The 16,162-nt window shown below is 43.6% G+C and carries 9 protein-coding genes; 2 read left to right on the forward strand and 7 right to left on the reverse strand.

What is annotated here, in order from left to right:
- The first annotated feature begins 33 nt into the window (after window positions 1-33).
- A complete protein-coding gene (locus JMY08_RS01220) occupies window positions 34-837 on the forward strand; it encodes a crotonase/enoyl-CoA hydratase family protein (protein ID WP_201589013.1) in 804 nt (267 codons plus the stop codon).
- A gap of 107 nt (window positions 838-944) precedes the next feature.
- Here the strand turns inward: JMY08_RS01220 and JMY08_RS01225 are convergent, their stop codons facing one another.
- From JMY08_RS01225 to JMY08_RS01240, 4 genes are all read right to left on the reverse strand, one after another.
- On the reverse strand, window positions 945-2,993 hold the full coding sequence (locus JMY08_RS01225) for a DUF262 domain-containing protein (RefSeq protein ID WP_201589016.1): 2,049 nt from the start codon (window positions 2,991-2,993) through the stop codon (window positions 945-947).
- Window positions 2,994-2,995: 2 nt separating this feature from the next.
- The gene (locus JMY08_RS01230; RefSeq protein ID WP_201589019.1) at window positions 2,996-4,699 is read right to left on the reverse strand and encodes a DUF262 domain-containing protein; all 1,704 of its coding nucleotides are present in this window, start codon (window positions 4,697-4,699) and stop codon (window positions 2,996-2,998) included.
- A gap of 633 nt (window positions 4,700-5,332) precedes the next feature.
- Window positions 5,333-6,172 (reverse strand): hypothetical protein, encoded by an 840-nt coding sequence (locus tag JMY08_RS01235; RefSeq protein ID WP_201589023.1) that lies wholly within the window; start codon window positions 6,170-6,172, stop codon window positions 5,333-5,335.
- Between the two features lie 153 nt (window positions 6,173-6,325).
- Complete coding sequence (locus JMY08_RS01240; RefSeq protein WP_201589026.1) at window positions 6,326-8,722, reverse strand: hypothetical protein; 2,397 nt, start codon at window positions 8,720-8,722, stop codon at window positions 6,326-6,328.
- 489 nt (window positions 8,723-9,211) lie between these two features.
- Here JMY08_RS01240 and JMY08_RS01245 point away from each other — a divergent pair, with 489 nt between their 5' ends.
- The gene (locus tag JMY08_RS01245; protein WP_201589029.1) at window positions 9,212-10,378 is read left to right on the forward strand and encodes a MalY/PatB family protein; all 1,167 of its coding nucleotides are present in this window, start codon (window positions 9,212-9,214) and stop codon (window positions 10,376-10,378) included.
- Between the two features lie 62 nt (window positions 10,379-10,440).
- Here the strand turns inward: JMY08_RS01245 and JMY08_RS01250 are convergent, their stop codons facing one another.
- The 3 genes from JMY08_RS01250 to JMY08_RS01260 form a co-directional block, all read right to left on the reverse strand.
- On the reverse strand, window positions 10,441-12,006 hold the full coding sequence (locus tag JMY08_RS01250) for an FGGY-family carbohydrate kinase (protein ID WP_201589032.1): 1,566 nt from the start codon (window positions 12,004-12,006) through the stop codon (window positions 10,441-10,443).
- Window positions 12,007-12,180: 174 nt separating this feature from the next.
- The gene (locus JMY08_RS01255; RefSeq protein WP_201589035.1) at window positions 12,181-13,842 is read right to left on the reverse strand and encodes a glycerol-3-phosphate dehydrogenase/oxidase; all 1,662 of its coding nucleotides are present in this window, start codon (window positions 13,840-13,842) and stop codon (window positions 12,181-12,183) included.
- A gap of 172 nt (window positions 13,843-14,014) precedes the next feature.
- The gene (locus JMY08_RS01260) at window positions 14,015-15,775 is read right to left on the reverse strand and encodes an FAD-binding oxidoreductase (protein WP_201589038.1); all 1,761 of its coding nucleotides are present in this window, start codon (window positions 15,773-15,775) and stop codon (window positions 14,015-14,017) included.
- Window positions 15,776-16,162 lie beyond the last annotated feature (387 nt).

Below are 16,162 nucleotides of genomic sequence, written 5' to 3' on the forward strand. Positions count from 1 at the left end.
CCTGCAAACTAGCATTCTAAAAAGGATAAGACCATGACTATGGAAAATAATAGCCGCACAGACAATCGCATCACTCAAGAAACAGACGGCCATATCTGCCTGATCGGGCTAAATCGTGCCGATAAACGCAACGCCTTTGACAGTCATATGATTGCACAGTTATCTGAAGCGCTCACTCGCTATGAAGAAGATGACAATTTACGCTGTGCGCTGATATTTGCTCATGGAGATCATTTTACCGCAGGTCTGGATTTGGTAGAGCTGCAAGACAAGCTAAACGACGGTGTGTTTGAGTTTGACGATAACCAAATCGACCCGTGGGGCATTAGCGGAAAATTGCGTACCAAGCCCGTAGTAGTGGCAGTAAAAGGTACGTGCTTTACTGTGGCTATCGAGCTGATGCTAAATAGTGATGTGGTCATCGCTAGTGATAACTGCAACTTTGCCCAAATGGAAGTGCAGCGCGGCATCATGCCATTTGGTGGCGCGACGGTACGCTTTGTCGCAGCAGCAGGCTGGCAAAAAGCCATGCCGTATCTACTCACGGGTAAGGCATTCGATGCGCAGACGGCTGATAGACTGAATTTGGTCAGTGAAGTGGTGGCAAATGGGTCTGAATATGAGCGAGCATTGACGCTGGCACAAGAAATCTGCAAAGCCGCACCGCTAGGTGTGAGAGGTGCATTGTCATCAGCGCAAGATGCCAGTCGAAATGGCGCTGCAACTGCATTGGCGAATATTCATAGCTATCTGCCGCCGCTGTTTCATTCAGAAGATGCAAAAGAAGGCGTGATGGCGATGGTTGAGAGACGTGAGGCTGAGTTTAAGGGGCGTTAAATTCATTGTATTATGCAAACGGACAGACCGTTTGCATAGATAGTCCCATGATTTGCTAAGATAGTTCAGCTATGAAACATAATGATTCCACCTTTAAATTAAAAATATTAATTTAAAGGTGGAATTCTAGTACTACCTTCGGCGTTCCTTGGCCTAGCACTTTTTAAAAGATAACAAAATTTATCATCATCTGAAATAGCGATAAATTTTGATTTCGAATTATCAAGCAGTAATGTATTTTTAATAAGTATTAATTTCCACTGTGGAAAGCTCTCAAGTGGAGAAAAATTGTTAATAATATCTATTAAGTCTTGGCTTTCAAGACTAAGTATGAGTTTTTTAAAATATTCACGATGATCTGAGTGAAGAATATATTCAATTTCTCTGTACTTAGACACGAGTTTTCTCTTTATCATATCTTTTTCAAGGTGATACCAATAAGAATGCCAATAGTCATAGAACTTAAATTCATTATCAACTTCAATAGTAAGTAGTGCTCTTCTGAGGTTGTTGGTTAAACAACTTTCGTTACCTAAGTTTTGAATAAAAGTTTTAGCAACTATTTTAAACTTATTGTCATTAAAAGAGCTGTCTGTAATTAAGTCAAAGTTTGGATTAAAATCTATACAGTAAAAAATAAACTCCAATCTTCCTCTTAATATATCTGTGCTTTCTAATTCTAATATAGTCTTTTCCCTATTAGGATCAGATAATATTAGATAAGCTTTAACTCTTTCCTCTTCAACTTGAGTTCTGGAAAAAGCCGAACTTATTTTGTTACTATTATCAGCTAAATATTCGTAAATATTATTACTACCATTAGATATTTCAGAAATAAGATTTAAGACTCCAGGAAAAGCCTGATGGGTACGAATTATATCGGGCCTTTTGCCGTTTTGATCTACATCTCCAAGAGCAATTATATTTCTTATAACTCTCATCCAGTTATTATAAAAATTACTATTAAAGTCAGATAAGTCATTAAGATTCAAGAAATATTGAATTTGAGCAAATAGTAAGACTTTTTGAGTATAAGATACTTCATTTGTATTTGTAAGCATTTCATGTAGGAAGTTTTTATCGGGACTATGTCTAAAAAAATCCAAATGAAGTTCATTGTCAACAATTATTGGGTATGCCCTATTAAGAATATTCAAATAGCTGACTAATCTTTTAAAAGCATCCTTTGTAAGTAATTCAATAGAAATATTATGAGAATTATCTTGAAGCTGTCTAACTATCTCATTCCTATCGTCTGTGTTAAGATTTTTACTAAAAGTTGAATCAACCATGAAAACAAATGCGAAGAATCTAACGAATGCTTCATCAATAGATGTTCCAACTTTAAAGTTATTCCAAAAGAGATCGGTCCATTGTCCATCAATTTTAATATTAAATGTATCTTTAATGTCTATATCTTTTTCCCATATAGATTCACTCAGTTTCTTTTCTATACTAGCTTTAAAGTTTTCAAAAGTTGTCAAGAGTCTACCACGAGCATTCATCTTAATATATAGGTCGTCAGTTAGGCCCAAGTGCTCTAGTTCTATATAATAAAACTGAATTATTTTTTCCTGAGTTAATTTTCTCCAAAGGTTTTTAATATTAGAAAACATATGATGAATATCGTTAAGAGTAGTAAGCATCGCATCTATCGTTGGATCATTTCTCCAAGAAAGAAAAAACCAAGAAGAATCAGTAATTACACTACCAAGTTCGAATACTTCAGAGTTAGCTTGTTTATTAATATTTATTTGTGAAAGGTTACCTAAATTGTCAACTAATTTTTTACAAAAGTCTCTTGAGGTCATACGGGTTTCATAGGAAAATCTTTTTAGAATTTCTGTTTCTTGATTTGAGACTTCACAAATTATAGAGCCATAACAGTGAAGCAGAAATAAGGTTGTGAGTCTCTGCTGACCGTCTAAAGGCTGGAATTTTTCTTCATCTAGACTTCCATATATGAAATCTAACATGAGTGGCTCTTCATTATTTAGGCTTTTATATAAAGCTTTTAAGAAGCTCTCTCTTACTTTTGACTGAGATTTTCTACCTTGAGCATAATCTCTTTGAATTATAGGTACTTCCACAGGGTATTTTTCTAAAAGTTCGAAAAAAGTAAGTAAATCCCCTTTGTAGTCAGAATCAGAATGCATGTTTAGCTCTCAATATATTTAGATAAGGTATTAGTTAGATCGTTTTCATAATTCTTTCTATCTTCTTGAGTCCAAAAAGATATTTTAGGTGGGTAATTACTAAAGTACTTTAGAAAAACATTTTTAGTACATATTGGAATGAATGCGCCTTCTTTATCTCTATCAATAATAGTTTTTCTTTTCAATGGAAATATAGCGTTTTTATAACTCCTGTTAGTAGCTGAGTCTAAAAGTGCTAAGTTGGAGAGATTATTTATATCATCTTCTGAGTCTATATAATGATTGAAATGGTTGTTTATTTTCTCGAATAAAATAGAAAATCCTGTATCATCCGCATCCTGCCAATCATCGATAAGTGTTACTAAGTCCTCTTGCTTTTCTTCTTTTAATAGATTTTTATCGATAAATATTTTGGCATCCTCTAACCATTGTCTTCTAAACTGTTCCTCAGGCTCTTTGTTTCTAATAGATGTAATATGTTCAATATCCCACTTCTGTTTTTCATACAAGTCAAAAGGAAAATAAGAGTTGTCTTGTTCACTTGATAACATTGTTAATATGTTATAAAGAAGAAAAACTTGCTTAACATAAGAGTTGTCACTGTATTGTAAATCTAAAATATTGATATTTTTCAAGCTATTTTTTATTTTAGTATCTAAGTATTCATCAAATTCTGATTTCTTTTTTGTGGTTGACGCTAAGTATAGTTCATTGATGCTTGTAGATTTAACTGAAACTAAATAACCAATTTTGTGATATAAATTTCTATCTTTATACCATTCGTAAAACCTACTATAGTAATCTTTAATTTCTTCCCAGTTATCTGCTAAAATTTTATTACTTGGTTTTTTAAATTTTTTACTAAAGAACCTGAAAGTGGTAAGTTTATCATTAGGGTCTGGGTTTTCGTTCATTAAATCAAATATAAACTCAATACGATTAGTAAGACCTTTTTCTTTATTTAAAAAATACCAAAATTTATCATCTTGTAATGAGTTTTCAATTCTATCCCATTCATTAGCAATTTCTAATTGACGTAACCTTAGCTTATTATTCTGTTCATTAAAGTTTGAACTATTTAAGAATAAAGCCTTTATTAGCTCTGAATTAGTTAACGGTATTTTCCCAATATTAATGCGTGTAAAAATAGAAATAGGGTCATCTTCCATACTTTCATACCAAATAACTCTTGAATGGAATTTAAACTTCGATAAAAAATTAGATTTATCGAAAAAATGATCTTCTGACTTTCTATCGAACCACGAGTTAATAGTCTTATAAGCTTGAGAGATGTAGTAGAAATCTATATTATCTTCATTAATACCTTCAAGACGCTCTAAGCCCTCTAAAAATTTCCCAGAATCTTGTCTAGTATCGTAGTCTAACTTGAATAGTTTATCTCTCTTTTCTACTACATAATCTCGATTTAAGCAGAATAATATTAGATGAATAGTCGTTAGTCGCTGTTGTCCATCAATCACCTCAAAATGTCCATTCCGATCTTTTTTTACTACTATTGGTTGCAAACAATACCAAGTACTATCATCAGGGTCAGACTCAATTGCACGAGGTTTGAAGTTATCAATATCATTTAATAGTTCTGATATTTCAATTTCAGTCCATCTATAACCTCTTTGATATGATGGAATAATAAACTGATAGTCGCGTAATTCACTTATAGTTTTAAGTTCTAGTGTATTTTTCATAGTTTCCAGTTTACTTAGAGTTAGTTGTTATGTTCACTTTGCAACACAAATGTTTAACATTACTTTTAACAAACTATGAGGTGATATACAAGCTTTTTAGTCAGATAAGTTTAGTTTTAAGTTGAGGATAATTATTTAATTATTATATTCAGATTTTATTACTTTTAGTAAAAGATGTGATTGAAATTTAGTGTGGTTGAGTTGAAGCATTTAGTTTAACTTTCTGCTTTTTCCTCTGTAAGAAAGTTGTCCTGCCTTAATAAAACCACGCCCCTCAACTAAATTTCGATTTATTTATAGAGGTTGCCCTAAAAAGCGTTTTAGCCCTGACAGTAGCGGCTATCCTGCTTGAATAGGCGTGTTGCGAAGGCTAGGTTTTGGGGCAGTCTCGTGACCAAACAGGAATGCCCCAAACCGTGGCCGCGCCACGCCTAGATAAGCAGATAATAGCGAATGGCAGGATTGGCTCCAGCTTCATAATAACTTTGATAACTACAGAATCTAGCGCAGCACTTCAAACCTCTATCATACGAACTAACCATACCACCCAAAAAAACCTCGCAATCGCGAGGTTTTTTGTTGTAGCTAGTATGACTGACTACAACAGCGTCAGTGTTGACCACTCAACTATAATTAGCGAGCTTTTTGGTAGTAATCAACCATCATAGTGCCTAACGTGCCATTGTCATCGATAGTGACGATTCTGACCGTACCTGACTGTGCTGCGGTACTCGACTGTACTTGTCCGGCATTACCTAAGACGACTTGGTTGGTTTTGGCTGCCATTGCTCCGTTACCGATAGCGATGCTATTCATGCCGCCTGCCATAGATTTATTGCCTAGCGCGACCGAGTTTGCACCTTGTGCGGCTGCCGCTTCTCCGACTGCGGTAGAGCGTACGCCACTAGCATTGGCGATATGACCAAACGCTTGCGCGCGTTCAGCGGTGGCTTTTGATTGCCAACCGATAGAGGTAGAGCCTAAACCTGCGGCATTGGCTTCGCCGCCGACAGCGGTTGCTGAGTTCAGACCTGCATTGGCTTTATTACCGACAGCGACGGTGTCATTGGTTCCACCAGCCATAGCGGCTTCACCAACTGCGGTAGAGCGAACACCGCTAGCATTGGCGAGATGACCAAAGGCTTGCGCGCGTTCGGCGGTGGCTTTTGATTGCCAACCGATAGACGTTGAGCCTAGACCTGCGGCATTGGCTTGACCACCGACAGCGGTTGCTGAGTTCAGACCTGCATTGGCCATATTACCGATAGCAACTGTGTCGTTAGTGCCGCTAGACATAGCACTATTGCCTAAAGTAATGGCAGTAGAGTTAGCGTTTGCCATCATTTGAGCGTTTGCAGTAACGGGCTGAGCCTCAGCGCCTGTTGCCATAGCAGTGCATGCAGAGGTGGCAGCAATGGCGAGAGTAAGAGCACTAATTTTCAGCGTTGATTGTAGTAGAAAGTCCATTTTCATGAGTAAATCCTTTTTAAAAGCCCAAAAGGCTGGTTGGTTTGATTAGAGAGTAGGTGCGGTAATAAGTAAAATAGACATACCGCAAGAAACCCCGCAATCGCGAGGTTTTATTGAGTTAAATAGCGATTGGTTGAGTCGATACTTTTGCGCCATTTACCAAGCGAAGGTTACCCCGCCACGTGCTCCGACTTTTCCAGTATCAAGACCAAATCCTGCACCCGCTGAGATCGTCATGCTGTCATTCACGCGTCCAGCAAACGAGGTACTCAGTGCTGAGCCACTATTGTAATAGCCTGTGCCAATGGTCATGGCGTAGCGTTTGCCTGAAGGAATGACTGGTGTCTCGAGCGCTAGCGCCATTGCGATACCGTCTTCCGCTTCATCTAAGCGATCTTCTTGACGGTTGTACTCGTTGCGCAAATCGTTAATTTGTCTCGCATTGCTAACTGAGGCTGTGCCTAAGTTGGCGACTTGAGCATCCGTGTTGGCTAGCTGGTTTGCGGTAGCCAAAGAGTTGACAGAGACGCTAGCGCCTAACGTGCCATTGGCATCGGTAGTGACTATGTTGGTTGCGCCTGACTGTGATCCTGTACTGGCCTGTAATTGACCGGCATTACCTAAGACGATTTGGTTGTCGCTTGCCGCTGTTGCACCATTACCGATAGCGATAGCATTTGCGCCGCTAGCACTAGATTTATTACCTACCGCTACAGAAGAATCACCTTGCGCTGCTGCCGCTTCGCCTACTGCCGTAGAGCGTACCCCTGTTGCTGATGCTAAGTGACCGAAAGCTTGTGCGCGTTCGGCGCTTGCAGTTGATTGCCAACCTACTGCGGTAGACCCTGCTTGAGTGGCTTGAGCTTGCGCACCGACGGCGGTTGAAGAAGTGCCAGAAGCAGTCGTCTGACGAACACCACTTCTATCGCCGCCAATGGCCACGCCATCAAGACCCGAAGCGACTGAGTTGTTACCGATAGCGATGGCGTTGTCTGACTCAGCGCTGGCCGCTTCACCAACCGCAGTTGAACGCAGGCCAGTTGCAGAGGCTAAGTGACCAAATGCTTGCGCGCGTTCGGCCGTGGCTTTTGACTGCCAACCGATAGAGGTGGAGCCCAATCCTGCTGCATTGGCTTGACCACCGACTGCGGTGGCTGAGTTCATGCCTGCGTTTGCCGCGTTACCGATGGCGACAGTATCATTAGCACCAGCTGCGGTAGCTGCTTCACCGACAGCAGTAGAGCGTACACCGCTGGCATTGGCTAAGTGACCGAATGCTTGCGCGCGTTCGGCAGTTGCTTTTGACTGCCAACCGATAGAGGTAGAGCCTAATCCTGCAGCATTGGCTTGACCGCCAACTGCAGTGGCTGAGTTCATACCTGCGTTTGCCGCGTTACCGATGGCGACGGTATCGTTGGTGCCACCTGCCACGGATTTATTACCTAACGCTACCGACGCTTCGCCTTGAGCAGCGGCTGCCTCACCAACTGCTGTAGAGCGTACACCGCTTGCATTGGCTAAATGACCGAATGCTTGCGCACGTTCGGCACTAGCGGTTGATTGCCAACCCACAGCAGTAGTACCCGCTTGAGTGGCTTGCGCCTGCGCACCGACAGCAGTAGAAGAAGTACCCGAAGCAGTTGTCTGGCGTAAACCACTTCTGTCACCGCCGATCGCCACGCCGTCAAGGCCTGAGGCTACTGACTTGTTACCGATAGCGATAGCATTATCTGAACTAGCAGCGGCTGCTTCACCGACTGCCGTAGAGCGTACACCGCTTGCATTGGCTAAATGACCGAATGCTTGAGCGCGCTCGGCACTAGCGGTTGATTGCCAACCCACAGCAGTAGTACCCGCTTGAGTGGCCTGCGCTTGCGCACCGACAGCCGTTGAAGAAGTACCCGAAGCAGTCGTCTGACGTACACCACTTCTGTCACCGCCGATCGCCACGCCGTCATCGCCTGAAGCAACGGCAGTGTTGCCTATCGCAACCGCATTAGTACCTGAAGCCACGGCATCTTCAGCGCCAGCAAAACTTTGGTCGCCTGATGCGGTAGTTTGATGACCGACTGCGGTAGCCATATCCCCAGAAGCTTCTGCCTGCCAACCCAAAGCGGTTGCGCCTGGGGTGTTCGCTAAGCTTTCGCCACCAATGGCAGTTGTCGAGTTGCCTAATGCCTGAGCACCTGCGCGCGAGCCATTTTCAGATACACCACCGCCAAGTGCTACGGCGTCGACACCGTTAGCTTGTGAGTTCGCACCAATAGCGGTAGCATTTTCAAAAGAGGCGAAGGCAGTGTTACCGATCGCCACAGCGTTTTCATCCGACGCAAACGCATTTTGACCCACTGCGGTGGCGTTGTCGGCAAAGGCGCTGGTGTTCGGGCCACAAGCTAGGGCATCTGTCCCCAAGCTGGTTGCGCCTCCTGTGTCTCCACTGCCTAATTGACATTCAGCCGCCATCACAGCGGAAGTACTCAAAGAAGCAGCGGCAATGGCTAGGGTAAGCGCACTAATTTTTAGTGCTGAGCATGGTAGAAAATCCGTTTTCATAATGCTATATCCTTTTTTAAAAGCCCTCGGGGCTAATTGGTTGGTAGAGGTCAATGTCTATCTTAACGCTCGTCATATCAGCGTACTCTGACGTAAACGACTAGGGCGTGTCATCATTTAGATTGTGAGGCTTAAACTGAGGAAAATTGCAGCCAAACAAGAAAGAAATTGCCGTAAATATGAACATATTGACAAGGTTTCTGACGATGTTTGGCAAAATTTAGCCATTTTAAGACCACTAAATGTATCCATGTGTTAATTGATCATACGCCCTAGATACTATTCAGAATTCGCAATATAAATGTAACATTAATATTTGATAAAAATTTAATTATTGTTAGCATTATTTACTCAAAGGTCGTTTAAGCCGATGAATAGATAATTACGTTTGAAAGAGACTAACACTACTAGGGTGTGTCCTAATCATTCAAACAGTAAGGACAACGCTATTATCTAGACTATAATAAGCGACCACCATCTGTTAGGAGAATGTCAGTGCTATATAACTTTGATGAGATAATTGATAGGCGTGATACGGGGTCAGTCAAATGGCACTATACCGATGACACGATTCCACTATGGGTGGCAGATATGGATTTTAAGGCCGCCCAGCCGATATTAGACGCGATTGAGAAAATTGCGCAGCATGGCATATTGGGCTATACCAAACCTACTGCGGCTTTGTATAAATCGATTATTGGCTGGCATGGTAGTCGTTATGATTTGTGGTTGGATGAGCAGCATATTTTGTTCTCACCCGGTGTCGTGCCAAGCTTGGCGCTGATGATGAGCGTATTTACTGAAGTAGGGGATGCGGTACTGGTCAATGATCCCATTTACACCCCTTTTATGACTAAGGTGGAGCAAAACGGTCGCAAGCTAGTGACCTCTGCATTAAAAGAAATTGAGGGTAAATATCAACTTGATTTGGCCGATATCGAAGCCAAAATAGTTGAGCATAAGGTTAAGCTTTATCTCCTTTGTAATCCGCACAATCCTGGCGGGCGCGTGTGGGCGAGAGAGGAGCTAGCAGCACTGCTTGCGGTTTGCAAAAAGCACAATGTAGCGATTGTCAGCGATGAGATTCATCAGGATTTAACCTTACAAGGTTACACATTCACGCCTTTTTTGACGCTAGCAAAAGATTATGAGCACAACGTAGTAAGCCTTACTTCTATGACCAAAACTTTTAATATCGCTGGTATCAAAGGCTCACTGATATTTGCTAAAGATGAGTCATTAATCAAAAAAATCAGCCAACGGCAGCAATTAAATGACGAGTATGAGCTGAATTTATTTGCTTATGCAGCTATGCGTAGTGCTTATGAACAGGGCGATGAGTGGCTTGAGCAGGCGCTTGGTTATATTGAAAAAAATATCGAATTAACGATTCACTTTTTAGAAGAGCATTTACCTAAAATTAAGGTGATGCGCCCAGAAGCGTCGTATTTAATCTGGCTCGATTGCTCGGCATATGGCGAGGATGATCAGACGCTTTATGACACGCTTAGAGACGCTAAAGTTGAGCTAAATTCTGGTATCAAATATGGTAATGAGGGACACCTTAAAATGCGTATTAACGTGGCCTGTCCTCAAGCGGTGTTGGTAGAAGGCTTGAACCGTATTTATACAGCCTTAAATAGTGATGACAAGTAAACAGCAACGCAAGCCATCACTCCTAATCAATATTAAGGTTAGGCTGACGCAGACGTTTTATCTTATTTGGCAGGGTAGCCGGTGATGTCTTGAATACTATGATACAAGGGCTGTAAGCGCTCGTACATCTTTAGATAGACTTCATTATACAAGCGCTTGTAGAGCTGGACATTGGCATCAATGGGTAAGAATTCATCGCCCAAATGGGTCATCGCTTGTGTCGCGGTTAAATGGTCAGGATAAACGCCAAGACCCACCGCACAGTTGATGGCAGCGCCTAAGCCTGAGGCTTCATAAGTATGCGGTCGGTAGGCGGGCATGCCAAAAATATCTGCTGTGAGCTGCATGGCTGAGTCACTTTGGGAGCCGCCGCCAGAGACGCGCAAGTGTTTGATGGGCTTGCCCGTGCGCTTCTCAATGGTATCAAAACCAAGCTTAAGCTCGTAGGCCAACCCTTCTAAGATAGCGCGGTAAACGTGCGCTCGCGTGTGCACGTCACCGAAGCCAATGAGCGCGCCTTTGCCCTCAAGCCCCGGATGACGAACACCGGGCGACCAATATGGCTGCATCATCAGACCCATAGACCCTGCCGGAATGTCTTTGACCGCTTGATCGAGGAGTTTTTCGGTATCGATACCTTGAGTCTGCGCCAGCTGCTCCTCGTAGTGAGCAAACTGCTCTTTAAACCAGCTGACCATCCAAAAGCCACGATAGATCATATACTCATGGTTGTAATAGTTTGGCGCGGCGGCGGTGTAGGCGGGCATGTGCTTGAGGACTTCGACGTAATCGGTAGAGATGGTGTTAATAGTGGCAGTGGTACCAAAGCTTAAGCAGGCCGTATCAGTAGCGAGACCCGCTGCCCCTAGAGCTTCGCAAGCTTTATCGCTGGCGGCAGCAATCATCGGTGTGCCCTCAAGGATACCTGTGGCCTCGGCGGCTTGAAGACTAATTTGACCGAGCTTTTGACCGGGCGAGATAATTTTGGGCATTTGATCGGGGGTACAGCTGAATAAGCGCCATTTGAGATCTGTGGGTTTTAGCCACTTTTGTGCTTTAAAGTTGTAAGGCAGGTAGCCAACCGAATGGCCTGTCGAATCAGCGAGTTCGCCTGTGAGCTGGTAGGTGAGGTAGGCGGAGAGATTGACATAGTGCGCAGTCTTCGCCCAGATTTCAGGCTCGTTTTGCGCGAGCCAATTACAGCGGGCTTTTTGCTGCGCCTCGGAGACTAGCTCGCCCATGCCGATGATTTTGGTCAATGGATTTAGGAAACCAATATCATTGGTCTCAGCGCGGCGCAAATCCATCCAGACGATAGCAGGGCGCAGCGGCTGTTTATCCTTATCCAAACAAATCATCGTATAGCGCTGGGTCGCGAGACTGACACCGGCGATTTGTGCTGGGGTGACATCGCAGCTTTGCCATAACTGCTGACATGCCTCGCTGAGCTTTTGCCAATAGTAGTCGGCATGTTGCTCGGCATAGTTGGGCTGCTTAGAGAAATACGGCTCGATAGGCACACGGGCTTTGGCGATCTCAGTGCCGAATTGATCAAAGATAAGCGCTCTAACGCTTTGGGTGCCGTTATCGATAGCTAAGAAATAAATCGGGTCATCAGGAGTGGTCATAGTTGTCCTTAACTATGTGGTGATAATCGTAAATGTCAAAACGTGCTACTGAAATAAACTTTCCTTGCGTGCTGTGTCTTATCTGCTTTGGCGCTGACAGAGGCTGCGTAACTTTTGTTTTAAAAGCAGGTATTCCAGTAGCACTGACTTCGAATGTTAAGTTAATTGAGAATATTAAGCCGCAGGCAGATGATAATAACGCTGCCATAATTGTTGATAACGCTCTGCTTCTTGCTGCCACCTTTGCTCATCCCATCCCAGCTCCTCTTGGCAGATTTGCTTCAATCTGGCGCTAATCAATGGCGTCATCGCGCCGTGCGGTAGTATCAAACCTAAGCGCGTACGCCGCAATAGTAAGTCATCTAAATGAATCACTTGCTCATAATACGCGGCAAATCGAATCTCCGCCCAAATGGTATTGCTATCGGTGACGTAAGCTAAATCTTCGTCGTGGGCGAGTTCAAGCAAGCTGTCAAGTTGCCTGCCATAGAACCCTTGTAAGCGCTGTTGTAAAGGTTTTGGTAAAGCCGCAAATTTAGGATTGGTTGGGATTTGATTACTAAAAACTTGATCGCTGTCTAGGTTGTTGTTTTGAATAACTGATTCATCAAGGGCGAGCACTTCTTGACACTTTTTAAGGACATCAAGCGCAATGAGGCGAAAGGTCGTGAGCTTACCACCGCTGACGGTCACTAGGTTGTTATCTAGCCACACGCTATGGTCGCGTTTTTCTTTGCTCGGACTGACGCGCTTACCATCGCCGCCTTCTGATATCAGCGGACGCACGCCTGCCCAAGTGCTGATCACATCCTCTTGGTTTAGGTTGACGTCATCAAAGAGATCGTTGGTCGCGGTCAACAGATAATCCACCTCTTCGCTGGTGATGCCGACCTCTTCATCGCCTAATGGCGGATGATCTAAATCGGTGGTGCCAAGGACGGTGCGGTTCTCCCAAGGAAAGACAAACACTGCTCTTTTATCGACAGGGTGCAAAAAGGTATAGGCTTGCGTAAGCGGTAAACGCTCTTGGCTAACCACCAAGTGACTGCCGCGAGACGGACGAATTTGCTTATTAAAGGTTTGCTCGGTTTGTTGGCTGGCTTGCATCCGTAAGTTATCCGCCCAAGCGCCCGTCGCACTGACCACGACTTTGGCATGAACGTTATAAGTCTGAGCGTTGTTAGCAGTTATAGAATCTGAATCAGCGGTATCTTTTAGCGCTGCACCTATTACTAAGCCCTGCTCATTAGTGAGTAACGTCTCAGCTTTTAAATAGTTAATCGCCTGTGCACCGTCATGTATGGCTTCGTCTAGCACGCGCATCACGAGCCGCGAGTCATCGGTCACCGCATCACTAAACTGACTGGCACCCAAAAAATTCGTTTGCTTGATATGAGGATTCAGACGCAAAAAAGCGTCCTTTTTAAAGTAGGTAAAATAGCGCTTGCCTGCTAGCTTATCGTAGACACGAAGCAAAGTATTAAATATCCATGGCGGTGGAAACTTGCCTTTATAATGCGGCATAACGAAATGCATCTCGTTGACCAAGCCGCCAGCCTCACTCAGCATGCGCTCACGTTCACGCACGCTAAGCAAAGTCGTTTTATAGTCGCCCGAGGCAATATAGCGCAGCCCACCATGTACCATTTTACTAGAGCGGCTGGACGTGCCCCAAGCAAAGTCTTTTTGCTCGATGAGTAATACCGCCAAGCCGCGCCGCGCTGCTTCGCGGGCAATCCCAGCACCAGTAATACCGCCGCCAATAATGAGCATATCCCAAATCTGTGATCGAGATAGGGGCGCTAGGGCTTGCTCACGTTGTGTGGTTTGGTTCATAGATGATTCATCTTAGTTATCCATTGATATGACATAGGCAGTTTTAAACAAAAAAGCGTCATGATTACGGTGTGCTACAGCAATAGTTTTTTCTTGCATGCTGTGCGCTTCGCCAGATAGAGGCTGCGTAAAAAATATTGCTATAGCACTTATCGTTCCTCTTTTTAAGCAATCACTTTTCAAGTAAAACGCCCGGATTCATACGTTGTTCAGGATCTAAGCTTTTAATCATATCACTGGTGACTTGTAGGCCAAGCGCGCCTTTTTCAGCGCCAAGATAAGGGGCGTGATCACGACCAACGCCATGCTGATGCGATATCGTGGCTGTACCATTAGCCAAACTAACACTGGCGGCATGTTTGATTTTTTGCCAGCGTTTTAAGGTAGCAGCGTGATCTTTTGCCGCTCTAAAGAAGTAAGTGGTATAAAGACTGGCACCTTGTTTATAAACGTGCGAGATATGAGTAAAGGCCATCACTTCTTCGCCTTCATCTGCTAATGAAGTTTTCACCGCATCCTGCATCTGCGCCATTTGCTCATCGATATTAATCCAGTTGGTCGCGGTCTCAAAGGTATCGACCATGATGCCTTTTTCCCACAACGTACCACGGAGATAAGGAAATTTAAAACGCCCGTGTGCCCAGATATTGCCCATGATATCGGTCAGCTTACCAGTGACACTACCGTGCTGCTTTAGTAGTTTTTTAAACTGGGTAAGTGCCAATTTATTCTGTGCTTTGTCACCTGAGACGCCATAAGTCAGCATGACTTTATCTGAGCTGAGTCCGCGCGCTTTTAGATAAGTGCTAATAGCCAAGAATTGACTAGGTGTAGTGCCCAGATGCAAGTGCGCATCGGTCTCGACCGCATTACTTAGACGTAGCATAGACAGGCGAATATTACTTTGCACCGCTTGTTTTAATACGGCTTTACCTGCTGCCCAATTGGGTAAAAAAGCAACTTTGAATAGCTCTTCTTCTGGTTGTGACTGTACGCGCATTTTGACTGTCGTAAAGATGCCAACACGACCTTCGGTGCCCATCATCATCTCACGCAAATCAGGCCCTGCCGATGACGCTGGTATATCAGCGATATTTAGCACACCTTGTGGGGTAACTAGCGTACCGCCCGCAAACATCTGCTCGATACGCCCGTAGCCCAACGACTGCTGACCACTAGAGCGCGCGGCGATCCAACCGCCAAGGGTTGACAGCTCCCAAGACTGAGGATAATGTCCTAAACGGTAACCGTGCTCGTCCAATTGTGCCTCAACCGCAGGCCCTTGCGTACCCGCACCAAAAGTCGCGATTTGACTCTCGGTATCTAAGTCAATCAGCTGATCCATCTTGCTCATGGCGATAGTTAATACGGCACGCGAGCCTTTTTGTGGATTGATATGACCGACGACTGAAGTACCGCCGCCAAACGGAATGACGATAAGGTCGTGCTCGCTGGCAAGCTTTAATAAGGTTTCGACATCATCAGTCGATTCAGGGAAAGCGACACCATCAGGAAATACTTCAAAGTCGCCACCATGCATAGCGATCCAATCGGGGAAGCTTTGCCCACGCGCGTGTCTGAGCCTGACTTCTTGATCGACCGACACCGTATCAAGATCGGTAAGGGCAGTAGGCAAGCGCGATTTGGGCACAGTTTTGAGCACTTGTTGCAAGCTCACAGATTTTAGCTTGTTGGTTTTGCCGATGTGTGATTTGATCAATTTTGCGCCATGTGGCGAGACTTTTTTATTGATACTGACATTGCCCCAACCATTCCATCGCGTTTGCTCGATGGGGGTATTTAAGGAGGTATTATCTTTTGAGACACTATCTACACTGATGTTATCGATATTTTTATTATCAGAATTTACGGCGATAGGCTCAGACTGGTCAGATTCAGGACTTTTACGGATAAGGGATTTGATTTTGCTCATAGAGAGTTAGCCTTTCGATTTATTATATAGTCAAATCCTATATAAATCGGATGCGAGGTCAGGCGCGCTCAGTCTACTATCCTGTAGACACTTCACTCGTCTTCCTTGTATCCAAATTATCTTGAACCGACTATCACTTTTATTTAGGTTTGCTGTTAATTATTAGAGCCAATTTAGCGACCGCTCAATGTCTGGTAATGAGCGTGAGCTAACGATACTAAATCTATCGTATTAAAGCCAAATTGCTTATCATTCGAGCATATCACAATATAAACAAAAATTTTATAAGTACTCGTCATTTGTATAATAAAAAATTATCGTCTTTCGCGAATAATCATCAATATTCACTAATAATTATCGATAACCATCAATAATCGCGAACAATTA

The organism is Psychrobacter sp. Pi2-51 (genome assembly GCF_904846665.1).
GTDB lineage: Bacteria > Pseudomonadota > Gammaproteobacteria > Pseudomonadales > Moraxellaceae > Psychrobacter > Psychrobacter glaciei.